Raw genomic sequence first — 21,361 nt, forward strand, 5'->3', positions numbered from 1 at the left:
CAACTGTTACGACAACGCGGTGATGGAGAATTGCTTCGGGCACTTGAAAACCGAGATGTTCCACGGAGAAGTCTTCGACACCGTCGCAGAATTCAACCAGGCGATCGACGAGTACATCCAGTGGTACAACACCGAACGCATTCAACAACGACTCAAGGGCCTGACCCCGATGCAATATCGGAATCAGACCCTTGAACCCCTCACCGCCTAGAATTAAACCAGTCCAACTTTCGGGGGCTAGTTCACAACTTTCACTGGGATGAGAAAAGGGGCTATTTTCGCGTTCCCGGGAGCTTCAGTCTTTACAGCTCGTCGGTGTTCGTGCTGCTCGGCGTTTTCGTCGGCGGTTTCGCTCTGTCCACCGAGCGCCTGGCGGTGGGATTCGGGAAGCTGCGGCAGGGCGCCCGTGAGGGGCATCGACCAGATGATGAGGATCAGGCGCCCGGGGAGCCTCCCGTCCGGCACGCCCACGACTCGGCGTAGCGGCCGCCCTTCGCCAGCAATTCATCGTGCGTGCCCCGTTCTGCGACCGTCCCGTCCTCCGAAAGCACGACGATGAGGTCGGCATCGCGGATGGTGTGCAGGCGATGGGCGACGACGATCACGGTGCGATCGCCGCGCAACGCTTCCATCGTGCCGACGATCGCCCGCTCAGTGGCCGCATCCAGCGAGGACGTCGGCTCGTCGAGAAGCACCACCGGGGAATCCTTCAGAAGCGCCCGGGCGATGGCGAGGCGCTGCCGCTCGCCTCCCGACAGCAGCGTCCCCTCCTCCCCCACCGGGGTATCCCACCCGGAAGGCAGCAGCTCCACGATGCGGTCCACCCCGGAACGCCGGGCGGCCTCGCGCAAGCGGTCCCCGTCACCGGGCCTGGAACCGAATCCGGGGTCGGCGAAGACCACGTTGTCCCGCACGGACGCGTCGAAAAGGAACGTCTCCTGGAACACCGGGGTCACCAGCGAGTTCACGCCGTCGGTGCCGATCCGAGGCAAAGGCACCCCGCCGATGAGGATCTCCCCCGAGTCCGGATCATGAAACCGCGACAGCAGCCGCATGACCGTCGTCTTGCCCGCCCCCGAAGGTCCCACTATGGCGACCAGCGCTCCCTGAGGTGCACGGAAGCTGACGCCGTCGAGGACCTTCTTCTCCCCGTACCCGAAGCTCACGCCGCGGAACTCCACGTCATGCCCGTCGGGCAGCTCCGGTGCGGCAGGTTCGGGAAGGACGGGGATCGCCCGCAGGTCACGCAGCGCAGCCAACGTGTTGCGGCCCGCGCCGAAACCGCCGGACAACGCTCCCGCGGTGGTGATCGGTCCGGTGAACTGGACGACCACGATGAGTATCGGCGCCAAATGCGCCGGTGACATCCCGCCCGTCGCGGCGACCGCCACGGCGACGATCACCGCCGCCGTGAACACCGCATGGACGACCGAACCCAACCGTCCGATGGCCGCCCCCTGCGTCGACGTCGCCTTCGCGAACGCATCGTGTTGGGCCCGGATCGCCTCATCCACCATCGCGTCCGCCGCCGAACCGTCGCCCGCGGCGCGAATCACCTGCTGGCCGCGGGTGAACTCGATCAGCCTGCCGGAGACGGCAGCGACGGCGTCAGCATGCGCTTCGTCCGACTCCCCGCCGACCCGGCCAATGGCCCGGTAGGCGAAGAAGATCACCGGCGCCGACGCGACGAGAACCAACCCGACGCGCCAATCCACCGCCAGAATTCCGAAGGCGATGACGGTCGGCGTAACCACCGCGGCGATGACGGGCCGCAGGATCACGTGCGGCACGGACGCCGCGAACGCGATACCCGACGACGCCATCTCCGAGAAGCGGCCGGCCGTGGACTTGGTGACGTACCCGAGTGGCAACGTCAGCACGCGTTCGCCCAGGGAACGCAGCAGGGACGACAGCACCGCTGCGGAATTCGCCCTGCCGACCGTCCCCGCGGCGAGGGACAGCACCGCATGGGCGGCCGCGAGGCCGGCGATGACGCCGGTGAAACGCCACGCCGTCGCATCATCTCCCTCGGCCAGAGCCGACAGCAGCGGCAGCAGCGCGACGAACGCCGCTCCCTGTGCCAGCGCGGCAAGCGCGGCCAACGCAATGAGCCACACCAGCGTCATTCTCGAGCGCCGATCCGTCATCGACCACAAGTCCCGGATCATCGGTTCCCTGCCTTTTCATCGTCTGATTCAGTGCCCCGCGGGGCGGATGGTTCGTCGTCGAGGGCGAACGCGCGCCACAGATCCCGGTAGCGGCCACCGCGCGCAAGCAACTCGTCGTGGGTACCCGCCTCCGCGACCGCTCCCCCATCGAGAACGAGGATGCGGTCGGCGTTGCGGATCGTGCTCAACCTGTGCGCGATCACAATCACCGTCCGCGAACGGGCCAAACGCTCGATTGCGGACTGGATGAGGGCCTCGGAAGCCGGATCCGCGTAAGCGGTTGCCTCGTCGAAGATGAGCACCGGCGCGTCCGTAACAATCGACCTCGCGATGGCCACGCGCTGCGCCTCACCACCGGAAAAGGTTACGTCGACGTTGACCACCGAATCCAGGCCCTTCGGCAGCGCCGCGATGACCGCATCGAGGTTCGCGAGCTTCGCGGCCGCCATGATTTCGTCGTCGGTGGCGTCTCTCCTGGCCAGCCGGATGTTCTCCCGCAACGGCAGCGTGAACAACTGCGGATCTTGGAACACCACCGACACCGAGCGGTGCACGTCGCGCACGGCGATGTCGCGAAGATCGGCGCCGCCCAGCAGCACCGAGCCTTCAACGGGGTCGTGGAAACGCGCCAACAGCCGGGCGACGGTGGACTTTCCGGAACCGGAGGACCCCACCAGCGCAGTGAGGGTCCCTGGTTCGAACGTCGCGGACATCCCGTCGAGGACCCGCGGCCCATCGCCGTAGGAGAAGACCAGGTTCCGGACCTCGAGCGCGCCTCCGCGCGCGGGCACCGGATCGGCGGGCTCGGCGATCGGCGGCGTGCCCAGCACCTCCGCGATGGACTTCAGGGCGGCGATCCCCGCGATGATGGGTTCGGAGTTCATGGCTACCCGCACGATCGCCGCGGAGAGTCCAAGGCTGAGAACCAGCCCGGCGACGAGACCCTCCGGTATGCCGCCCGCGGCGTCCCTCAGAGCGAGGCCGGCCCCGCACACCACTGCGAGGACTGTGGTCGGGGACGTCACCACGTCGATGAGCCCGAGATAGATGTTCGACTGCCGGGACCAGGCGGACCACGCGCGGACGAACGACAACGCCGCGGCATCGTAGCGACCCGCGCCCTGGTTGGCGCGTCCGAAGGACTTCATCACCGGGATACCGCGCACCAACTCGATGACCGCGGCCGTCACTCTTTCGGAGGCTCGCTCGTAGTCGCGCTGAAGACCGGCTCCGCGCGAAATCATCACGCCCATCAGGGCGAAGGTGACCAGCACCGGGACGACCGCCACCGCCGCGATCCGCCAATCCACCGCGACGAGCGCGATGAGGGAAAGCAGGGGAACCAGCACCGCCACCACGGTCTCACCGACGGTGTGGCCCATGAGCTGGTGGACAGCCGCGACGTCCTTCTCAACCGACTCGATGATTCCCGACGAGCGCCGGGCGTCCAGCCAGCCCAGCGGCAACTTCCGGATTTGGGCGACCAGTCGGCGCCGGAGGTGGAGCTGCAGGTCGTTATCCGCCCGGTGCGAGAGCATGCCGGCGGCGCCGTCCGCGGCCATGCGCACCGTTGCGGCGACGACGATGACAGCCACGGCCAACCACGTCCGATGCTCCGGGGCCTCCGGGTACGTCATCGCGATGTCGATGATGCCGACCAGCGAAGCGACGGTAGCCACCGACGACAGGACGGATAACGCGACCACCGCACGCATCCGGGTCCGAATCGGGGCGAGCAGCGACCACGGGCCTACGGTCCCGTCCACGGCGCTCACTTCCCCGCCTCCCCGATCGCGCTTTTCTTCGTGAGAGTGCAGAAGTACACCATGCCGGCGTGTGAGGCTCCGCCCAGCTTCAGCCCGTTGGCTTCGGCGAGATCCTCGAGCTCGCTGCCCCGGAACACCCGGTGGCCCATCTTCGCCATGACGGCCATGTCGACCCGCTCGTTCACGTCGGGATCCTCGACGAACGTCTGCACGTAAGCGATGCCGCCGTTGGCGAGCAGCCCGGCGACCCTGCCGAGCGGCGCGAGGACGTCGGCAACGTGGAATTCCGTCCGGGCCCCAAGCCCGTCGGCGGCGGCGCGTTCGCGGGCGATGCGGATCGCATTGGGCGACAGGTCGTAGCCGACGATGTTCGCCCTGCGATAGCGAGACTCAGCGGCGAGCGTGCGGGCGAGCCACCCGGTTCCGCGACCGAGGTCGAGGACCCGGGCCGGCGCATCCGGCCCGGGATCCAGCGCACGGAGCTTCCGGTACACGGCGGCGGCGTCCATCGGTTCGCGCGCATAGCGGCTTAGGAACCTCGGCTGGACCTTGTCCTCGTAGGCCGCGAGGAGCCTGCGGTTGTTCTGGACGATCTGGGCGATCGACTTCATCTGGTTCTGTCTCCGGGTGTGTGGGCCGCGTCCACGCGGCGGTTTCGGGTTAGATGCTCGGATTCGCGGGCCGTCATGCAGACTCCCCCGGCCTCGTTTTCACGGCGATGCCCCACGCCGCGAGCACGGCGATGCCTAAGAACCAGGCCGCGCAGACCACCAGACCCGCAGCCCCGGTGCCGTTGACGGCCTCGCCGGCCGCGGATACGGGGGTGTGCCCGGCGATTCCGCGCAGGAGGGGACGGAAGTGGTCGGCGGGCATGAGCACCGTATTGACGAACATCGCAACGATGATTAACGGGATGAGGGCCACGGAACCCTGGGGGCTGGTGATGGAGAACGCGATGTACGTGCCGGTGCATGCGGCCGCCGCGGCAACCATCGCGCCGGTCACCGCGATCCTCCACCACCAGGACACCTCCAGTGGGCCGTCGGAAAGCAAGGCGGCCACCGCCGCGACGACGGCCGTCATCGCCATGATCCGGATGAACTCGGCAATGATCCGTGCGGCCGGCACGGCCGCGTACGGCGCCGGCATGGTGATCAACCGCTCGTGGAAGCCATTGCTGCGTTCAACGAACACGGTGGATGATCCCGTGATGGCCAGGATGAACGCCCACGCCGTCACGACCAGGATGACCGCGTTCCGGAGTTCGAACTCTCCGGTGAGCTGCCTGACCAGGCCACCGAACATGCGGTTGACGATGAACAGGTACACGAGCGGAGCAATGAACGTCATGAACCAGAAGTCGGGGCGCCGCAGCCAAATGTGGGCGATGCGCCGCAGATGCACGAAGATGGCGCCAATCATGATTCGCTCCTCGAGGTGAACCGGCGGATGAACAGGACGATTCCGGCGACCGCCGCGACACCGAGCCACAGGGCGGCCTCTTCCCCGGCGCGATCCGGGAAGGCGTCCGGGGACGCCGCCCTAATCACCTCGATCACCGGCGAAAAAGGCATGTGGCGCACGACGTCGCGAAGGGAGCCGTCCAAAGCGGTCGCCGGAATGAACGCGGTGGAGAACATGAGCAGCAGCATTTCCAGCGCCTGGATCGATGAGGCCGTCGACACCGGGGCGGGCACCATCAGGATCACCCCGTCCGTGACCAGGGACAGGACCGCCGCGGCGAGCAGCGACCACAGGACAGTCCACGCGACGTCACCGACAGCCATGTCGAGGCCGCAGGCCCACGCGACGACCAGCAGCGCCGCGATCGACGCGGACATCCGCAGCACATCGGTGACGAGCCTGCCGGCGACATAGCCGCCTGTGGCCCCGGGCAACACGCGCACGCGGTCAACGAGCCCGGATTCGACGTCCTGTCCCACCGCCATCGCCGACGCCGCGGCGGTGAACATCGCCGCCTGGAACAGGCAGCCGCCGAGCACGAAACGCAGGTACCCGAAGCCGGATTGCTCCGCCGAGTACCCGAACACCGCGTACAGGCACAGCAGGAAGAGGGGCGGAACCACGAACATGGAGATCAGCGACGCGGTGTTGCGTCGCAACAGCAGCAGATCCCGACGGAGAAACGCCGCGACCGACGTCGCACTCATCGCGCCGCACCCCCTGCGTTCATCGATATGAACACCTCGTTGAGGGTGGGCGGCGACACGCTCAGCGAATCCGGCAACGCTTCCGAGGCCTCCATCGCCTGCGCCACCGCCTCGAGGACCCGCGGTCCGGGGTCGACGTCGAGGGACACCGACTTCCCCGCGACGCGGGCGCCGTCCAGGCACGTTCCCCCGAGGCAGCGGGCGAACGCCTCCGCCTCGGCGGCGGTGGCGAAGGACACGCGGAGCACGTGCGACCCGAAGGCGCGGCGCAATTCCTCCGGCGTTCCGCTGGCGACGATGCGGCGATCCTTGAGCAGATGGACGTGGTCTGCCAGCGCCTCCGCCTCTTCCAGGTACTGGGTGGTCAGCACCAGGGTCATTCCGTCGTCCCGCAGTTGCCGGATGAAGCCCCACAGCTCTTCGCGGCTGACCGGGTCCAGCCCCGTCGTGGGTTCGTCGAGGAACAGCAGCCTGGGCACGACGCACAGCGACGCGGCGATGTCGAGGCGGCGCCGCATGCCACCCGAATAGGCCGACGCCAGCGTCGAGGCACTGTCTGCGAGCGAGAATTGCGCGAGCAGTTCCGTCGCGCGGGCGGCCGCGGCGGCGCGGTCGAGTCCGCGCAGCCGCCCGAAGAACTCCAGGTTCTCCCGGCCGGTGAGGTTCTCGTCGATCGCCGCGAATTGGCCGGTGGTGGCAATGTCAGCGCGCACGCCCGCCGGATCCTCTTTCACATCGCGCGAGAAGATGCTCACCTCGCCGGAGTCTGCGGTGATGAGCGTCGACAGGATTCGGATGAGGGTGGTCTTGCCTGCGCCGTTGTGGCCGAGGAACGACACGATCGACCCGGCGGGCACGGTGAAACTCACGCCGTCGAGCACATGCTTGCGCATCCGGGCGCCGCGCTTTCCCTTGCGCCCGCCGTCCGGCGGAGCACCTGCCCCGCCTTCGGGCGCGGTGCCGGCTGTGCCCGCAATCGGGTAGCTCTTCGTGAGGTCGCGGACGACGATCGCCGCACCCCGTTCAGCTTGATCCGTCATCGTTTCTCCTTTTCTTTGGTGTCGCAGTGGGCCGCTGCCGGCAGTGGCCCCGTGGTCGGGTTGTCATTCGGCGTTTCGATATGGATGCCCGCATCGCGGGCGAAGGCGAGGACCGGTTCGAGGAGCCGGGGGTGGCCGACGAGATCCCGGCACCCCGGCGCGACCGGCTTCCCCGCGACCGACGCAACGGTGGCGGCGGCAATGGCCGCGGTCATTTTGTAGGAACCCGGGCCAGTCGCCCGGACGACGGTCGTCTCGGCCGGTGCCTGGTCACGGCCTCGAACCATCTCGGGGGAACGGCGACCACCTCGGAAACCGGCAGCAACACCTGGTCGTACCCACGAAAAAGGGCGTAGACGTGGAAGCCGATCAGCGAAAGGTTGTGGGTCAAAGGCAGCCACGTGAGCATCTTGTTCTCGTACCGGTGCGCGTGGCGTGGGATCGTCGCGCGCAGACCGTTCAGCGCGGACTCGTTGGTTACGATGACGCCCTTTGGCGATCCCGTGGAGCCGGACGAAAACTGGATGAGGGCTTCGCCGGCCGTCCCACCTCGCACCGGGAACGCGGGGACCGCCCCGGCGCCATCCCCGGAATCCACGTCCCCCGCCTGAGAGAAGTCCGATTCAGCATCACCCGGCATCGCCGCACCCGGTTCCGCGGCGGCGTCATTGACGATGGACACGTCGAGCAGCCGGTCCTCGCCCACGACCACGGCACCGTTTGCTCCGGTGAGCAGCGTGTGACTGCGTTCGTCGACCAGGATCGGGGCCCCGGGCATCATGTCCGAGAGCGTCCGCACCCTGTCGACGTCAACCGGGCCCGACACCGGCGGCGCAAGCGCCGGAACCGCGGCGGCGTAGACGCAGCCCCAGAACGCCCGGATGAGCCCGCGGTTCTCCGAAACTTGGAAGATCACGCGATCGCCGGGGCCGATGCCGGCTTCGGCCAACCGAGTCGCAGCCGCCACCGCCTCCGCATGGACCCGGCCATACGGGACGAAGACGTCCTGCCGATTCTCGACGAAGGTGATCCCCTTTTTCGTCTCATCGGCCTTGTCCCGAAGCACGTCGCTGATGGTCCGGATCGTGTTCATTGGTACCTCTTTCGGTTGTCGGCGCCATGCCGGTGCCGGGCGGACCGGGCCCGCATGGCGTGACCCGGAGGATGTGTCTGAAGGGTTGAAGCAACTGGGTGGGGCGCGTCTCCGCACAAGCTCGGAAACGCTCGGGGGCCCGGGACCCGCCGGTTCCGGGCCCGTCAAGTCACTGCGGACACCAGTGCGGCGACGAAGGCCGCGGCGGACGCTGCGGCCGCGAACCCGTCACGCACTCGCCAGGGGTGATCGGTGCGGAAGGTGCGTCGCGGGTGGCGGCCGAAGTTGCGCATCGCCAGGGTCAGGGACAGCTTTTCGGCGCAGCGCACGGCGCTGACGAACAAGGGGAAGGCGATGCGCGCGGGCGTCGTCGCGCGAATGAAACCGGAGCGGAAAGACTGCTCCGGCCGCATCGAGCGCAATCTAATCGCCCATGTCAGCTGGGGGATTTCGCTGCGCAGGAACGCCGCGATGCTCACCCCGGCAATCGCTATGGTGCACCATGTGTAGGGCACCCGGAGGCGTTGCACCATGGCGTCGAAAAGCTCCTCGACGCGCATGCACGCGGAGACCAGGACCGTCCCCGCGAACACGGCCGTCAGCAGCAGTCCGTGATGGATGCCGTGGCGGACGGCCTCCGCCGCATCCCCACCTCCGTAGAACTCGGAGCGCCACCCGATCAGGCCGAAGAACACCCCGCTCAACAGGACGAGGAGGACCTTCCCCGCCGTCGCCCGAACGTCGCGTTCCGCGATCGCAGCGAGTGCGAGGAACGCGACCACCGTCAGCGCGACAACGGCGTCTCCACCGGAGAGCAGCCCGGCGGCGACGACGAGCATCACCGCCCCGACAATCGTGATGGGGTTCAACCCTGCGCGCCTTCGAGAGGCGGATTCACTGGTCCAGGGGCTTTCATTCCCGGACGTCCCTGCGCCGGCCGCGGGCAGTGCGCGATCCCGCCGGGACGACTCCGGGGCAGCCGGCACGTCGGCCGCGGGACCAGACCAGGCGACCTTCCCTTCGGCGACGATGCTCGCCCGATCCGCCCACGTTCGCGCGGCACGGCGGTCGTGGCACGTGAACACAACGGTTCCGCCGGCCCCGGCGTATTCCGCCAGCGTATCCAGTACGATGCGCGAGCTCGGCGAATCCAGGTGCGCCAACGGCTCGTCGAGAAGCAGCAAACGGCGATTGGCCGCCACCGCCAGGAAGATGCCCAACCGTCTTTTCTGTCCGCCCGACAGGACGAACGGCGAGACAGGGTCAAGTGCCCGGGGGCACAAGGCTTCCCGCAGTTTCCTCAGCTCATCGGCGCCGAGTGGTCCGTGCGGGTCCGTGCCGGCCAGCGCGGAGGCGATTTCCGCGGCGACGGTCGCACGGGTGAACTGGTGCTCGGGGTTCTGGAACGCCCACGACGCGAAGGCGTCGGGGGCGCGCCGGGCGGACTCGCCGTCGATCCGTATGTCCGCTCCCGCCTTCATCTGGCCCGACAGCACCGCCAGCAAGGTGGACTTACCGGCTCCGTTGGCGCCGACTAGAGCATGGATCTCGCCCCGTTCCAGTGTCAGATCAGCCCCGTTCAGGATCCGCTCCCCACCCCGGGCCACGTTGGCTCCGGTCAAGGCCAGCAGCGGAACGGCATCCGCCTCCGATTCCGGATCGGCGCCATTCCCGGCTCCCCGGGACCTTCGCCGCCGGTCCGGACCGGGACGGTCCGGCGCCCCCGTGCCCGGCGTACTGTCGTCCGGCGTTCCGGTGGTCGCGGCCGTCGTCGCAATGCCCTTCACCGCGATGCCCTCCGGCGCTCGTTGGGCGGCGACGCTCCCGTCCACATCAAGGATTGTCACCGTGTCGACCCACCCGTCAAACGGGCGGAGGTCGTGCTCGATGAGCAGGATGACGCGCCCCGGGGCCCGCAAATCACGGATAGCGGCGAACAGCGACCGGCGACCATCCTCGTCGACGTGGGCCGCGGGCTCGTCGAAGATCATGACCTCCGGCGCACTGGCCACCGCGCCGGCGATGGCCATCCGCTGGCGTTGCCCGCCCGACAAAGCCCACGGATCCTTCTCCGCGAGCTCTGACAGCCCGAGCTCTGACAGGGCCGCGGCTGATCGCTTGGCGACGATGTCGACTTCCACGAGGGAAAACTCGAGGGCCATGGATACGTCATCGACGACTCGAAGCGTGAGCACCTGCGTCGCCGGGTCTTGCCCGACGAAGGTGACCCGGTCCCCGTCCACGGGGCATTCGGTGCCGTCGGCATCGACGATATGCACGGATCCGGCATGGTCGATGGGGATGTGCGAGGGGATCAGTCCAGCGATGAGGTGGGCCAGGCTCGTCTTTCCGCATCCCACGGGTCCCGTAATAACGTTGATCGTGCCGAAATCGAAGGAGAGATCCACCATGTCAGGTGCCCATCGCCCATCGGCGTGCCGCACGCCCGCGCCACTGACCCGTAACCGGGCCGGGGCCGTCCCGCGTGTCGCACCGGCGCACACGGGTGCTCCGCCGGTCACCGGGTGACCTCGCGGCTGCGAAGACCCTTTGCGACGGCAAAGCCCAGGACCAAAAACACCAGGCTCGATGCCAAGGCTACGCCGAAGCTGATCAGGGTCATGGGCGTGGTCGGCGAGTTGACGCCAACTGCGCGCGGGGCCATCGTTCCCATCATCGCGGAGAACAACATCGCCGACGCCACGAACTGGGGACGCGTCCACCGCCGGTACAGGGTGACCATGAACGGAAGCTCGATGAGCAATCCTTCCATGATCAGCGCCCCGATCGCGGCGACGCCGAACGGGGTCGTCGCCGCGGACACGACGCCCATGGCAAGGCACGCGATGAGGCTCGCGCCAGGCTTGCGGACGACGATGAGGGGAACGACGCACTGCAGGAACCACAACCCGAGCGTCGCCGCGACGAGATAAACGTGGGCGATGCCGGCGAACACCTGCAGGTAGGTCAGGGGCACGACGACGAGAGACCCCGCGACGCCGATCGCGGCGGCGACGAGCATATCGCGGGTGGATGGTCGGCCACCCGCTGCGACCGGTGCGACGTGTACCAACCGCCCGTCGTCCGTCTGCGACGCCACCGCGTCGCCGTCGCCCGTCCCGTCCGGGCCCGCGTCCCCGACTCCCCCTCCGGAGAGGGGTTCTCTGGTCGATCCACGTTTTCTGTTCATCGTCGCCGCTTCGCTTCCGTTGCCGATTCCCGATCGGGACCATAACTTGAAACAGTATTAGGTTAGGCAATCCTTATCAACTTATGCCAGACTCGAATTATTGACTTTGCCCCCGTTCCCCCCCCATTTCGTTGTTCAGCTCTGGCATGGGCAAGGGCGGCGCCATGGTCAACGGCCAGCCAGCTCTCGACGACGGCATGGGGGCACAAGTGTGGGCAGTCATGGATGACGGCGCCGTGGAATCGGCTGGAGTCATCGGCCAAGAACCCCACGACGACGTGTGGATGCCGCTGCCCGGTGGAACTGCTTCAGTCCTCGTAACCGAGGAAGTCGCCGCCGGCGCGGCGCAACCCACCGGCGCGGTGCTGGCCAACGTGACGCTCTAGTCCCGGTTCCCTCCCTTGGCGCGCTTCAGCGCCGAGCACCGGGCGAGAGCGAAGTTCACAGCACAATCCAGCCGACCAGGGCCGCGCCGACGACGACCGCCCACGGCGGGACCTTCCATGAGGTGAGCGCGGCGTAGCAGACCACGGCGATGGACATAGTGATCACGCCGGAAACCCCGGCGGTGAACACCGGGGTGTACAGCGCTGCACCGAGAATGCCGACCACCGCGGCATTCGCTCCAGCCAAGGCGGCACCTGCGCGTGGCATCTGGCGGATGCGCTCCCAGAACGGTATCGCGCCAAGTACCAAAAGCGCAGCGGGCAGGAAGATCGCGATGGTCGCGATTGTCGCGCCGAGCGCCCAGTTCATGCCTTGTGCACTGGCGCCGAGGAAGGACGCGAACGTGAACAGCGGGCAGGGCATCGCATGCGCTGCGCCGTAGCCGGCGAGGAAGGTGTCATGGTCGACAAGCCCCGGGCCCACCGTGACCGTCTCGAGCAGCAGGAGCACCACGTGGCCGTCGCCGAACCCGCCTCTACCTGCCTTCGCCAGTGGTGATGTTCCAGGCGAGCCCAAACTTGTCCTCCACGGCGCCGAAGTGCGCGCCCCACGGCGCCTGTGCAAACGGCATGGTGACCTTGCCGCCGTCTCGGGTGAGTTTCTCGATGAACTGCTCGCCCTCGCCCACTGTCCCCACCTCGGCGGTAACACCGAAGACCCCATGGTCCAGAGTGCTGGTGTTGTTCTGCAGGTCGTCCCCGCCACCGAAGGTGAACGGGCCGGTTAGCTTGCCGTGCGCGACCGCGTCGCGCGGCGGGTCGAACGGGAACTGTGCACCTCGGTCAAGCTGCTCACCGTAGGTGATGATGTCGAGCTCACTGCCGAACACCTCCTGGTAAAACTCGAGCGCCTCGCGGGCGTTGCCAGGAAAAGCTCCTGCGTCTTTGCGCTAGCTGCGAGTTCTTGTTTGTAGGGTGGGCGGCATGCAGGACCTGACCATCGCGCCCGGCCCGGGTATCCCCGGCGGCCTCGTCGTCGCCGCCGCGGACCTGTCGGAGCGGTTCGCGAAGGCGTCGGGCCCGGGCGGCCAGGGCGTCAACACCACCGACAGCAAGGTGCAGCTCTCCATCGACATCGCGGAATGCGCATCGCTTTCCGACGCCCAACGCCGCCGCGCCCTCCACAACCTCGAACACCGCCTGGACGGCACTGTGCTCACCGTGAGCGCGTCGACGCAGCGCTCGCAGGTCCGTAACCGCGCCGAGGCGCGAGAGCGCATGGCCGCCCTATTGCGTGAGGCGCTCGCCCCACCGCCTCCCCCGCGGCGGAAAACGAAGCCGACGCGCGGCTCGGTGCGGCGTCGTCTCGAAGCGAAGAAGCGGCGCTCGGAGCTGAAATCGACGAGGCGCCGGCCCCGGCTGCCGTAACATCGCTCCTGCAGGCTCATACCAAAGAACCTCAACAGCCGAAAAGCCGTGTCCCCAGCTCAGATGCCTGAGGGGATAACCAGCGGCGGCTCGGGACTTCTCGCTGGTCATCGCATAGGCGCGACAACACTAGACCTAACCAAAGATTACTACTCCGTTTCTAACCCCACTGCGGGTTGCCCACGTCCACACCTTCGGCCACCGCGTGGGCGGTGACCAGCTCGAGCAGGTAATCCTGCGCGCCGCCGTAGGCTTCGTGGAAGCGCGCGTCGTCAACGTACATGCGCGCGAGGATGAGCTGGCGAGCCGGGGTCGCCTCGTACCACTGGGCGATGCTTGCGCGGTGGCGCTCCACCAGTGCTTCGGCTTCCTCGGAGCCGGGGTCCACGCCGGAATCGCGTGCGGCGATCAGATCCGCGGCGAGAGCGTCCTGTTCTTCCTGCAGGCGTTTGAAGTCACCTTCGCTCATTTGAGCGAGCTTTTTCTGGGACTGCGCCCACTCCGGGGTATCACCCCAGCGCTGCTCAGCCTCCTCCTGGTAGGCGGGCATATCTTCGCCGAGGTACTTCTTCATTGCGTCCATGTCGATCGATCCTTTCGTTGCGTTGTCAATGAGGTGCTGGACAGATGTGAGTTGGGCGTCGAGCGTGCGCCGTCGAGAAGCGAGTGCTTCTTGGTGGTGCTTGAGGGCGCGGGTGAGGGCGGCTCCGGAGGCGTCGAGAAGCTGCGCAATCTGCGCAAGCGGCACGCCGACTCCGCGGTAGAGGGCGATGGCCGCGCCGCGCTCGAGGTCCGCCTCCCTGTAAACGCGGTGGTCGGCCCAGGTGCGCGCGGGTGTGATGAGGCCGAGCGCCTCCCAGTGACGCAGCGCCTTGGTGGAAACGCCGAGGGCTTCCGCGGCCTCGCTGATTGTGTATTCGATACCATCTGCCATGGTTGCGATTGAACAGCTTGCCGCAGGGGCAAGTGCAAGTTGGGAGCGATAATGGACGGGCACACTGTTCGCAGACGGCTACCTTGATGTGGGAGAGTTCGAAGAACGCACAGGTCAAGCCGCGGTTGCGCGCACGCGCGGGGAGCTTTCAATGCTTTTCGACGACGTCCCGGCCGAACCGGTCGCATTGGAGAAGCGGACGGCGTCCGAGGTCGAACTGGATGAGAAACTCGCAGCGAAGCGGAAGATGGACGCCGCGCTCTACACCACCCTCATCGGCGGCTTGGCGGTCTATTTCGTGCAGGAGATTGGGCTGGATCTGGACTACGCCTGGGTAGTGTGGCCGGTGGTGGGCATACTCGCGGTCGCTTGGTACACCGTCTTCGACATCTCCGACGAGGAAGACGAGATCCTCGAGGAACTGTTAGAGAAGGAACGTTCCGATCGCGCCGAGCGACTGAAACTCGCCGCCGAACGACGCAAGGAGCTTGGGAAATAGGTGCGAATGCGCCAAACACACAGGTCGCGACCCAGCGTTTTACCCGCCCGGCCACCCGGGTGTGATGGCACAGACGCGTAGCGTATGTGCCATGCGCATTTTCACCGTAGGCCACTCCAACCTCGAGTTTGCGGAGTTTGTGCGGATGATCCGTGCTGCCGGCGTTGAGTCGATCGTTGATGTGCGCAAGCTGACCGGCTCGCGGAAGTACCCGTGGTTCAACGACGACTACCTCACCGCCCACCTGCCCGAGAACGGCATCGCGTACAGCCGCAGCGAGGGGCTCACCGGCCGCCGCAACGTCTCACGCACCGTTCCCTTCGAGGTCAACGGCAACTGGCGCAACCGTAGCTTCCACAATTACGCCGACCACGCCCTCGGCGACGAGTTCGCCGCGGCACTTGCTGCCCTGCGAGACCAGGCCGCCGAAACGCCCACCGCCGTGATGTGCTCGGAGGCTGTGTGGTGGCGCTGCCACCGCCGGATCATCGCCGACCACCTGCTTGCGCACGGAGACGAGGTGTCGCATGTGATGGGGGTGGGGGCCGAAGGGGCGTCGATACGCAAAGCAACGCTTAACGACGGCGCGGTCATCGGCGACGACCTCCTCGTGCGCTACCCCGCACCGCCCGAAACCAGCGGCCAGGGTGGCTGACCGAGGCTACTGCTGGCGGCGGAGCGCGCCTTCGTAACGGGCCCTCGCAGCCGCGACGTCCTCGGCGTTGTGCGAGGTGGGCACATCCGCCCGGTCCGGGAAGACCGCCTTGCCCTGCGGCAGGTTGATGGCAGGCCCAGGCGAGTGAATATGCGCAGAACTTCCCACATCGCAGGACACGCTACCCCACAGGCCCTATAATCCCGAAGACCACGGGTTTTTGGCAGCCCCGAGGCGTGACTACACGTTGAACTTGAACTCGACGGTACGTCGTCGCAAAGTTACTCCCTCTCGTTAACACCATCAAAAGGAGTGTTATCCAATGAAAGCGTTCGGCTTCTTAAGCTTCAGGCATTACGCCTTCGGCAGCTAGCGCGGGCCATCTGCGGAAAAGATCGCCAAGACTCATCTGGAGATCACCCAGGCTGCAGACGAAATCGGCGTGAACAACGCGTCCTTCCGAGTCCACCACTTCGCGCTGCAGGCCTCCGCCCCGATGCCGCTGCTGTGTGCTGTCGCGGCCACCACCAAAAATATCGAGGTGGGCACCGGCGGCATCGACATGCGCTAGCGCATATCGGGGTTGTAGCGTTTGAGTCATTGACTCCCGCCGTCTACAAGTACCTACACACTTGATCGGTGCTGCACGTTTCAGGGTCCGGGTGCGCGGCGTCCTGTCTGAGGTCCGCGATAGTGTCGCGCAGCACGGAGAGCTGCGCGATCTGCTGCTCAATCTCAGCGAGGCGCACGTCAAGCAGGTCGCGCACGTGCTCGCAGGGCGCATGGCCGCCGTCGCGGATGTCGAGGATCTGGTGGATCTGGGCGAGGGTGAGGCCCGCGGCCTGGCCGCGGTGGACGAAGTCGATCCGAGCGACCGTCTCGGGCGCGTAGTCGCGGTATCCGGACGGCGTGCGCTCGGGCGGGGGCAGAAGGCCCTGTTCCTCGTAGAAGCGAAGGGTCTTCGCGGTAGTGCCCGCCCTCTCGGCGAGTTCTCCGATCCGCATTGCTGTCTCCCTCCGTGGCCGCGCTTGACCTTCCCCTGCACTGGAAGGTCCAGTATGGCTGAGACAGAGCAGAAAGCCAAGAGTTGACAGGAGCAGCGATGCCTACGAAGTACGATCTCGCCATCATCGGATCGGGAGGCGGCGCGTTCGCCGCTGCGATCCGCGCCAGCACGCTCGGGAAGTCGGTGGTGATGATTGAGCGCGGGACGCTCGGCGGCACCTGCGTGAACACGGGCTGCGTCCCGTCGAAGGCGCTCATTGCCGCGGCCGGCGCGCGGCACGTCGCGGTCGACGCCGCAACCCGGTTCCCCGGGATCGCGACGACGGCGGATCCCGTCGACATGCCCGCGCTGATCGCTGGGAAGCAAGCGTTGGTGGAGTCGCTGCGCGGCGAGAAGTACGCCGACGTCGCCGACTCCTACGGCTGGCAGGTCCTCCGCGGCGACGCCTCGTTCGTGGGCACCCCTGATGCGCCGGTTCTCGATGTTGCCGGATCCGACGGAAGCGTCGAGACCATCGAGGCCCACCACTACCTGGTCGCGACTGGTTCTCGCCCGTGGGCACCGCCGATCGACGGCCTGGAGGAGACCGGATACCTGACCTCGACCACGGCGATGGAGCTGACGGAGGTCCCCGAGTCGCTGCTGGTGCTCGGCGGCGGCTACGTCGCCCTGGAGCAGGCGCAGCTGTTCGCCCGCCTCGGCTCGCAGGTCACGCTGCTCGTGCGGTCCCGGCTCGCCTCGAAGGAGGAGCCGGAGGTGTCGAAAGCGCTCCAGGAGGTGTTCGCCGACGAGGGCATCCGCGTAGTCAGCCGCGCAGTGCCCACCCGGGTCTCCCGCGGCACGGGGGGCGAGGCCGTCGTGACCGCCGCCGTGTCCGGCGACTCGCAGGAGTTCCGCGCCGACCAGGTCCTGGTCGCCCTCGGACGCCGTCCCGTCACCGATGGCCTGAACCTCGATGCGGTCGGGGTGAATACCGGAGACTCCGGCGAGGTGGTCGTCTCCGACCGGCTGCAGTCCTCGAACCCGCGGATCTGGGCCGCGGGCGACGTGACCGGGCACCCCGAGTTCGTCTACGTCGCCGCCCACCACGGCACCCTCGTCGCCGAGAACGCGTTCGCCGACGCCGACCGGTCCGTCGACTACGCCCGCCTGCCGCGGGTGACGTTCACCGGGCCCGCGATCGGCGCGGTCGGGATGACCGAGAAGGACGTCCTCGCCGCGGGGATCCGCTGCGACTGCCGCGTCCTGCCCCTGCACCACGTGCCCCGCGCCTTGGTGAACCGCGACACCCGCGGGTTCATCAAGATCGTCGTGAACGCCGAGACGAACGAGATCCTCGGCCTGACCGCCGTCGCCAAGGACGCCGGGGAGCTCGCCGCCGCAGGCGTCCACGTGCTCGGCAGGACCGTCGCCGAGGTCGCCAACGCCTGGGCCCCCTACCTGACCATGGCCGAGGGCATCCGGATCGCCGCGAAGGCCTTCACCACCGACCCGTCGCTGCTGTCGTGCTGCGCATGAACGGCAACGCAGGCAATCGGGGAGATCTCATCCTGAAGCAGACGATGAGCGCCGATCAGGACCGCGACGAATGGCGCGCCGGTCCCGTCGTCGCTGCAGTGACCGGGCTGCTCTTGCTGGCATGCTGCGCGCTTCCGTCGCTGCTCTGCTGCGGCCTGCCGTTCATCGCGGCGGGCGGAGCACTCGCAGGCGTCGGTGGGCTCCTCGGTAATCCCTGGATCATCGGTGCCGGGACCGCCGTCGTGATGGCCGTCATGGCGGGGATGCTCGTCAGGCTACGGCGGCGGCACCGGCGCCGCAGGTCCGGCTGCTGCGAAAATCCTTCGACCGCTGATCGGAACCGGTAGTTCGAGCGGATCCAGCGATCACTGCCACCTGCGGAGGCCGCTGAAATCGAAGCCCGACGGGAGAAGGAGGAGCAAAAAGCGTTCGAATCAACCGGTGACGAGGATAATACTGAGGCTGGATCCCGGCCGTCGCGACGCGGTCTCCGCTTCCGCCGAGACGAGAAAGGGTTGTGGGCACCTAGGCTGGGCGGCATGAACGACCTGACCATAGCGCCCGGCCCGGGGATCCCCGACGGTGCGGTCATCGCCGCCGATCTCGCGGAGCGTTTCGCGAAATCGTCGACTCCAGGCGGCCAGGGCGTCAACACGACGGACGGCAAAGTCCAGCTTTCCATCGATGTCGCCGAATGCGCATCGCTTACCGACGCCCAGCGTCACCGTATCTCGCGCAACCTCGAGCACCGCCTAGACGGCTCCGTCTTTACCGTGACTGCGTCGACTCAGCGATCTGTGTTTCGCTCCTGGTCCTCTCGCTTGCACCTGCGACACAGCCTCGTGCCCCCGGGCCGTAGCGTTCGGGGGAGCACAATAGCCCCAGTCCTCATCACGTCCCGGGATCAAAGAGTTCATCGCAGAGGTTAAGCACTACACGTTGAACTTGAACTCGACGGATTGTCGTCGCTGTTTAACGTGTGCGAGATTCATTCTTGGACCCAGCCCAGTCGCTGGCGTTAACCTTGCACACAACTATGGCGATGGTCCTGGACGGCCTTGCCGACTGAGCACCCGGCACCCTCATCACAGACGTTCGTGCTCCCCACATCCTTCGCTCAAGCGGACTGCTATTCCGTAAACCGATGTAGTCACCCCTCCAGGACGGTAGCCCCATCAACCCAGCGAGCCAATAGACTGAAAGCCGCGAACTGCTCCAACGCGACTTGCTCCTCACCACCGTCGTGTGGAACATGCATCCCGGGATTGCGGATAGCCGCGTACAAGCCCTCTGCAAAGGCGCGGGCGCCCCGATGCAGGTTCTCAAACGTCTTACTGCCATCATTTTCCATAAGCCGAAGGCGCGGCACATTACGCTTCGGATCGTGGAGTGAAAACGCCTCGTTGAAAAGTGCTGTTTCAGATATGTCTAGGCGGTTCAGTTTCGCTTGGGTCTCTGCATTGACGCGGATGGCAGCCTGCATCACTGCTTGATGGTAGTGCCCATGATTCCAGTAACCCTTGCCATTTTCCCACGCCCACGGATGCAGATTGGCTGCGTCTAAGTCTGGTGTGTTCTCTCCGAGCTTTTCAGCGAGTTCAGACCGACGTTCAAGCGCTGTCTTGGCCCGAGCCGCTTGACTCCTCAGCCAGCTATACTCCTTGTCCTGGACCGGGAGTCCTTGTCTCCACCCGGGAAGCACTCGGTCAAGGATCACTTCAACGACATGGGCGCGTGCCGCAGCCTCAGTCGGCGATCCGCTCATAACGGTTCCAAGGTAGGCGATGCCCGGGCCCATGTCGGGGACTACCTTCGCTGTGACTTGCAGGAACGTGTCTATCTCATTGATCGCCCACTCGGGGTCCAGCTCGGCCATGCCTCCATTATGACGTATGGGGCTGACACGGCCGGAGAGAACTGGTCTGATACCCCAACCAGAAACACCCCGCATTGTTGCAGGCGCGCTGTCGCGCGCCCACAATGGAAACCATGAGCGATCCCAACTTCACGATCCGCCAGATCACCTTCGACTGCCACGATCCCTCAAAGCTCGCCAAGTTTTGGTCCGCCGCAACCGGCTGCGAAATCGTCGCGGATTACGGTGATTTCGTGATGGTTGATTCGACCCCGGCGCTAGGGTTTCAGCGCGTCGAGGATCCCACGCCTGGCAAGAACCGCATGCATATCGACGTTGGCACGTCGGAGCGCGAAACCTTAGTAGAGCGTCTCAAAGGCTTGGGCGCTGCCGAACTAGACACCCACGAAGCACCGGGATTGGTGTGGACCATCATGCAGGACCCAGAGGGCAACGAGTTCTGTGTGGGCAGACCCAAGGCCTAGCTACACATTGAACCTAAATTCAACGACGTCGCCGTCCTGCATAATGTATTCCTTGCCTTCAAGACGCACACGGCCCGCGGCCTTCGCGGCCTGCATCGAGCCCGCCGCGATCAGGTCGTCGAACGAAACAACCTCGGCACGGATGAACCCGCGCTGGAAATCCGTGTGAATCACGCCGGCCGCCTCAGGCGCGGTAGCACCCTGCTTGATCGTCCACGCACGCGTCTCCTTCGGGCCCGCCGTCAAATACGACTGCAAACCAAGCGCCTCATAGCCAGCCTTCGCAAGCTGCTCCAGACCAGACTCCTCGATGCCAGCGTCAGCGAGCATCTCTGCCGCATCGTCCTCATCAAGTTCCGCGAGCTCCGCCTCAAACTGAGCGTTCAAGAACACCGAAACCGCAGGCGCAACCGACTCCGTAAGCGAAGCCTTCAACTCCTCATCGGCAAGCCCATCGTCATCCAGGTTGAAGACGTAAATGAACGGCTTAGCGGTCAGCAGCTGCAGTGGCTTCAGCTCGTCCAGATCCACCTCATCGCGGGCAGAGAACAGGGTCCGGCCATCGGACAGGATCTTCTCCGCCTGCTCAACCGCCTCAACATAAGCCTTGCTGACCTTCTTATTCGTCAGCTCCTTCTGCAGCCGCGGCAACGCCTTCTCCACGGACTGCAGGTCAGCCAGCGCAAGCTCCGTGGTGATGACGTCAATGTCCGATGCCGGGTCAACTTCCCCAGCCACGTGGACGACATCGGAATCCTGGAAGCCGCGGGTCACCTGGCAGATCGCGTCAGCCTCACGAATGTTCGCGAGGAACTGGTTACCCAGCCCCTCCCCCTCGGAAGCGCCCTTCACGATGCCCGCGATATCAACGAAAGACACGGTTGCCGGGAGGATCTTCTCCGAACCGAAAATCTCCGCAAGCTGCGGCAAACGCGAATCCGGGAGCGGCACCACACCCACGTTCGGTTCGATCGTCGCGAACGGATAGTTCGCCGCCAAAACATCGGCACGGGTCAAAGCGTTAAACATAGTGGACTTGCCCACATTCGGGAGCCCAACGATTCCAATAGTAAGAGCCACGCCCACCATTCTACGTGGCGGCGGACAGATAGACGCCGGACGCGTACCGGCGGGTGCGGGCTGCGTTGCGGCGGACAAGCTCCGGCG

At 66.3% G+C, this 21,361-nt stretch carries 26 protein-coding genes and 1 pseudogene; 9 read left to right on the forward strand and 18 right to left on the reverse strand.

Features of this window, described 5'->3' with window-relative positions; all coding sequences use genetic code 11:
- A partial coding sequence (locus tag HMPREF3175_RS10375; protein WP_218078879.1) for an IS3 family transposase occupies nucleotides 1-211 on the forward strand: 211 nt, incomplete at its 5' end.
- 223 nt (nucleotides 212-434) lie between these two features.
- Here the strand turns inward: HMPREF3175_RS10375 and HMPREF3175_RS05190 are convergent.
- From HMPREF3175_RS05190 to HMPREF3175_RS05235, 10 genes are all read right to left on the reverse strand, one after another.
- The gene (locus tag HMPREF3175_RS05190) at nucleotides 435-2,168 is read right to left on the reverse strand and encodes an ABC transporter ATP-binding protein (protein WP_070491009.1); all 1,734 of its coding nucleotides are present in this window, start codon (nucleotides 2,166-2,168) and stop codon (nucleotides 435-437) included.
- The gene (locus HMPREF3175_RS05195) at nucleotides 2,165-3,943 is read right to left on the reverse strand and encodes an ABC transporter ATP-binding protein (protein ID WP_070491011.1); all 1,779 of its coding nucleotides are present in this window, start codon (nucleotides 3,941-3,943) and stop codon (nucleotides 2,165-2,167) included. The genes HMPREF3175_RS05190 and HMPREF3175_RS05195 overlap by 4 nt, the downstream gene beginning before the upstream one ends.
- Nucleotides 3,940-4,545, reverse strand: coding sequence for a class I SAM-dependent methyltransferase (locus tag HMPREF3175_RS05200; RefSeq protein WP_070491013.1), 606 nt, complete (start codon nucleotides 4,543-4,545; stop codon nucleotides 3,940-3,942). Before HMPREF3175_RS05200 ends, HMPREF3175_RS05195 begins: the two co-directional genes overlap by 4 nt.
- 73 nt (nucleotides 4,546-4,618) lie before the next feature.
- Nucleotides 4,619-5,356: an ABC transporter permease gene (locus tag HMPREF3175_RS05205; RefSeq protein WP_070491015.1), complete on the reverse strand. Its 738-nt coding sequence runs from the start codon at nucleotides 5,354-5,356 to the stop codon at nucleotides 4,619-4,621.
- Nucleotides 5,353-6,105 carry an ABC transporter permease gene (locus HMPREF3175_RS05210; RefSeq protein ID WP_034666004.1) on the reverse strand — a complete coding sequence of 251 codons (753 nt, stop codon included), beginning with the start codon at nucleotides 6,103-6,105 and terminating at the stop codon, nucleotides 5,353-5,355. Before HMPREF3175_RS05210 ends, HMPREF3175_RS05205 begins: the two co-directional genes overlap by 4 nt.
- Nucleotides 6,102-7,145 carry an ABC transporter ATP-binding protein gene (locus tag HMPREF3175_RS05215; protein WP_070491017.1) on the reverse strand — a complete coding sequence of 348 codons (1,044 nt, stop codon included), beginning with the start codon at nucleotides 7,143-7,145 and terminating at the stop codon, nucleotides 6,102-6,104. Before HMPREF3175_RS05215 ends, HMPREF3175_RS05210 begins: the two co-directional genes overlap by 4 nt.
- Nucleotides 7,142-7,360 carry a hypothetical protein gene (locus HMPREF3175_RS05220; protein ID WP_218078880.1) on the reverse strand — a complete coding sequence of 73 codons (219 nt, stop codon included), beginning with the start codon at nucleotides 7,358-7,360 and terminating at the stop codon, nucleotides 7,142-7,144. The genes HMPREF3175_RS05215 and HMPREF3175_RS05220 overlap by 4 nt, the downstream gene beginning before the upstream one ends.
- Nucleotides 7,357-8,238, reverse strand: a complete 882-nt coding sequence (locus HMPREF3175_RS05225; protein ID WP_070491019.1) for an AMP-binding protein — start codon at nucleotides 8,236-8,238, stop codon at nucleotides 7,357-7,359. The genes HMPREF3175_RS05220 and HMPREF3175_RS05225 overlap by 4 nt, the downstream gene beginning before the upstream one ends.
- Before the next feature lie 164 nt (nucleotides 8,239-8,402).
- Complete coding sequence (locus HMPREF3175_RS05230) at nucleotides 8,403-10,649, reverse strand: ATP-binding cassette domain-containing protein (RefSeq protein WP_218078881.1); 2,247 nt, start codon at nucleotides 10,647-10,649, stop codon at nucleotides 8,403-8,405.
- 107 nt (nucleotides 10,650-10,756) lie between these two features.
- A complete protein-coding gene (locus tag HMPREF3175_RS05235) occupies nucleotides 10,757-11,338 on the reverse strand; it encodes an ECF transporter S component (protein WP_070491084.1) in 582 nt (193 codons plus the stop codon).
- 221 nt (nucleotides 11,339-11,559) lie between these two features.
- On the opposite strand from HMPREF3175_RS05235, the gene HMPREF3175_RS05240 reads away from it, so the two are divergent.
- Nucleotides 11,560-11,814, forward strand: a complete 255-nt coding sequence (locus tag HMPREF3175_RS05240) for an anti-sigma factor (protein WP_370991825.1) — start codon at nucleotides 11,560-11,562, stop codon at nucleotides 11,812-11,814.
- 55 nt (nucleotides 11,815-11,869) lie between these two features.
- On the opposite strand, the gene HMPREF3175_RS05245 is transcribed toward HMPREF3175_RS05240, so the two are convergent.
- The gene (locus tag HMPREF3175_RS05245) at nucleotides 11,870-12,328 is read right to left on the reverse strand and encodes a chromate transporter (RefSeq protein ID WP_256276285.1); all 459 of its coding nucleotides are present in this window, start codon (nucleotides 12,326-12,328) and stop codon (nucleotides 11,870-11,872) included.
- A gap of 22 nt (nucleotides 12,329-12,350) precedes the next feature.
- Nucleotides 12,351-12,731 (reverse strand): annotated as a pseudogene (locus tag HMPREF3175_RS05250) (VOC family protein); the annotation flags it as partial.
- A 67-nt stretch (nucleotides 12,732-12,798) separates the two neighbouring features.
- Between HMPREF3175_RS05250 and arfB the strand changes: the two are divergent.
- Nucleotides 12,799-13,242, forward strand: a complete 444-nt coding sequence (gene arfB, locus HMPREF3175_RS05255) for an alternative ribosome rescue aminoacyl-tRNA hydrolase ArfB (protein ID WP_070491025.1) — start codon at nucleotides 12,799-12,801, stop codon at nucleotides 13,240-13,242.
- 160 nt (nucleotides 13,243-13,402) lie between these two features.
- On the opposite strand, the gene HMPREF3175_RS05260 is transcribed toward arfB, so the two are convergent.
- The gene (locus tag HMPREF3175_RS05260) at nucleotides 13,403-14,176 is read right to left on the reverse strand and encodes a MerR family transcriptional regulator (protein ID WP_070491027.1); all 774 of its coding nucleotides are present in this window, start codon (nucleotides 14,174-14,176) and stop codon (nucleotides 13,403-13,405) included.
- A gap of 64 nt (nucleotides 14,177-14,240) precedes the next feature.
- On the opposite strand from HMPREF3175_RS05260, the gene HMPREF3175_RS05265 reads away from it, so the two are divergent.
- The gene (locus HMPREF3175_RS05265) at nucleotides 14,241-14,675 is read left to right on the forward strand and encodes a DUF1707 SHOCT-like domain-containing protein (RefSeq protein ID WP_083289417.1); all 435 of its coding nucleotides are present in this window, start codon (nucleotides 14,241-14,243) and stop codon (nucleotides 14,673-14,675) included.
- A gap of 91 nt (nucleotides 14,676-14,766) precedes the next feature.
- Entirely contained in the window at nucleotides 14,767-15,330 is a 564-nt protein-coding gene (locus tag HMPREF3175_RS05270; RefSeq protein WP_070491028.1) for a DUF488 domain-containing protein, read from the forward strand.
- Nucleotides 15,331-15,336: 6 nt separating this feature from the next.
- Here the strand turns inward: HMPREF3175_RS05270 and HMPREF3175_RS10295 are convergent, their stop codons facing one another.
- Nucleotides 15,337-15,498 (reverse strand): hypothetical protein, encoded by a 162-nt coding sequence (locus HMPREF3175_RS10295; protein ID WP_176745132.1) that lies wholly within the window; start codon nucleotides 15,496-15,498, stop codon nucleotides 15,337-15,339.
- Nucleotides 15,499-15,739: 241 nt separating this feature from the next.
- Here HMPREF3175_RS10295 and HMPREF3175_RS10380 point away from each other — a divergent pair, with 241 nt between their 5' ends.
- The gene (locus tag HMPREF3175_RS10380; protein ID WP_370991830.1) at nucleotides 15,740-15,901 is read left to right on the forward strand and encodes a monooxygenase; all 162 of its coding nucleotides are present in this window, start codon (nucleotides 15,740-15,742) and stop codon (nucleotides 15,899-15,901) included.
- A 43-nt stretch (nucleotides 15,902-15,944) separates the two neighbouring features.
- Here the strand turns inward: HMPREF3175_RS10380 and HMPREF3175_RS05280 are convergent, their stop codons facing one another.
- The gene (locus HMPREF3175_RS05280) at nucleotides 15,945-16,334 is read right to left on the reverse strand and encodes a heavy metal-responsive transcriptional regulator (RefSeq protein ID WP_070491030.1); all 390 of its coding nucleotides are present in this window, start codon (nucleotides 16,332-16,334) and stop codon (nucleotides 15,945-15,947) included.
- Nucleotides 16,335-16,432: 98 nt separating this feature from the next.
- On the opposite strand from HMPREF3175_RS05280, the gene merA reads away from it, so the two are divergent.
- A complete protein-coding gene (gene merA, locus HMPREF3175_RS05285; RefSeq protein WP_070491032.1) occupies nucleotides 16,433-17,854 on the forward strand; it encodes a mercury(II) reductase in 1,422 nt (473 codons plus the stop codon).
- On the forward strand, nucleotides 17,851-18,201 hold the full coding sequence (locus HMPREF3175_RS05290) for a hypothetical protein (protein WP_005293255.1): 351 nt from the start codon (nucleotides 17,851-17,853) through the stop codon (nucleotides 18,199-18,201). Before merA ends, HMPREF3175_RS05290 begins: the two co-directional genes overlap by 4 nt.
- A gap of 87 nt (nucleotides 18,202-18,288) precedes the next feature.
- On the opposite strand, the gene HMPREF3175_RS10485 is transcribed toward HMPREF3175_RS05290, so the two are convergent.
- Together HMPREF3175_RS10485 and HMPREF3175_RS05300 are read right to left on the reverse strand one after the other, a co-directional pair.
- Nucleotides 18,289-18,603 carry a hypothetical protein gene (locus HMPREF3175_RS10485; RefSeq protein WP_012359882.1) on the reverse strand — a complete coding sequence of 105 codons (315 nt, stop codon included), beginning with the start codon at nucleotides 18,601-18,603 and terminating at the stop codon, nucleotides 18,289-18,291.
- Nucleotides 18,604-19,004: 401 nt separating this feature from the next.
- Nucleotides 19,005-19,730: a TIGR02391 family protein gene (locus tag HMPREF3175_RS05300; protein WP_035757361.1), complete on the reverse strand. Its 726-nt coding sequence runs from the start codon at nucleotides 19,728-19,730 to the stop codon at nucleotides 19,005-19,007.
- Nucleotides 19,731-19,843: 113 nt separating this feature from the next.
- On the opposite strand from HMPREF3175_RS05300, the gene HMPREF3175_RS05305 reads away from it, so the two are divergent.
- Entirely contained in the window at nucleotides 19,844-20,194 is a 351-nt protein-coding gene (locus HMPREF3175_RS05305) for a VOC family protein (RefSeq protein WP_035757359.1), read from the forward strand.
- Here HMPREF3175_RS05305 and ychF read toward each other — a convergent pair whose 3' ends face one another.
- A complete protein-coding gene (gene ychF, locus HMPREF3175_RS05310) occupies nucleotides 20,195-21,274 on the reverse strand; it encodes a redox-regulated ATPase YchF (RefSeq protein ID WP_070491034.1) in 1,080 nt (359 codons plus the stop codon). It abuts the gene before it with no gap.
- Nucleotides 21,275-21,361: the final 87 nt, after the last annotated feature.

Origin of the sequence: Arthrobacter sp. HMSC08H08 (assembly GCF_001807575.1) — a bacterium.
In the GTDB taxonomy this organism is placed as follows: Bacteria; Actinomycetota; Actinomycetes; order Actinomycetales; family Micrococcaceae; genus Pseudoglutamicibacter; species Pseudoglutamicibacter albus.

Excerpts from the sequence above, each read along its gene's own strand:
- HMPREF3175_RS05200 (WP_070491013.1), bottom strand. The coding sequence starts at position 4,545 with ATGAAGTCGATCGCCCAGATCGTCCAGAACAACCGCAGGCTCCTCGCG.
- HMPREF3175_RS05190 (WP_070491009.1), bottom strand. The coding sequence starts at position 2,168 with ATGATCCGGGACTTGTGGTCGATGACGGATCGGCGCTCGAGAATGACG.
- HMPREF3175_RS05215 (WP_070491017.1), bottom strand. The coding sequence starts at position 7,145 with ATGACGGATCAAGCTGAACGGGGTGCGGCGATCGTCGTCCGCGACCTC.
- HMPREF3175_RS05280 (WP_070491030.1), bottom strand. The coding sequence starts at position 16,334 with ATGCGGATCGGAGAACTCGCCGAGAGGGCGGGCACTACCGCGAAGACC.
- HMPREF3175_RS05300 (WP_035757361.1), bottom strand. The coding sequence starts at position 19,730 with ATGGCCGAGCTGGACCCCGAGTGGGCGATCAATGAGATAGACACGTTC.
- arfB (WP_070491025.1), top strand. The coding sequence starts at position 12,799 with ATGCAGGACCTGACCATCGCGCCCGGCCCGGGTATCCCCGGCGGCCTC.
- HMPREF3175_RS05210 (WP_034666004.1), bottom strand. The coding sequence starts at position 6,105 with ATGAGTGCGACGTCGGTCGCGGCGTTTCTCCGTCGGGATCTGCTGCTG.
- HMPREF3175_RS05230 (WP_218078881.1), bottom strand. The coding sequence starts at position 10,649 with ATGGTGGATCTCTCCTTCGATTTCGGCACGATCAACGTTATTACGGGA.
- HMPREF3175_RS05225 (WP_070491019.1), bottom strand. The coding sequence starts at position 8,238 with ATGAACACGATCCGGACCATCAGCGACGTGCTTCGGGACAAGGCCGAT.
- HMPREF3175_RS05205 (WP_070491015.1), bottom strand. The coding sequence starts at position 5,356 with ATGATTGGCGCCATCTTCGTGCATCTGCGGCGCATCGCCCACATTTGG.
- HMPREF3175_RS05270 (WP_070491028.1), top strand. The coding sequence starts at position 14,767 with ATGCGCATTTTCACCGTAGGCCACTCCAACCTCGAGTTTGCGGAGTTT.
- HMPREF3175_RS05220 (WP_218078880.1), bottom strand. The coding sequence starts at position 7,360 with ATGACCGCGGCCATTGCCGCCGCCACCGTTGCGTCGGTCGCGGGGAAG.
- HMPREF3175_RS05260 (WP_070491027.1), bottom strand. The coding sequence starts at position 14,176 with ATGGCAGATGGTATCGAATACACAATCAGCGAGGCCGCGGAAGCCCTC.
- HMPREF3175_RS05305 (WP_035757359.1), top strand. The coding sequence starts at position 19,844 with ATGAGCGATCCCAACTTCACGATCCGCCAGATCACCTTCGACTGCCAC.
- HMPREF3175_RS05290 (WP_005293255.1), top strand. The coding sequence starts at position 17,851 with ATGAACGGCAACGCAGGCAATCGGGGAGATCTCATCCTGAAGCAGACG.
- merA (WP_070491032.1), top strand. The coding sequence starts at position 16,433 with ATGCCTACGAAGTACGATCTCGCCATCATCGGATCGGGAGGCGGCGCG.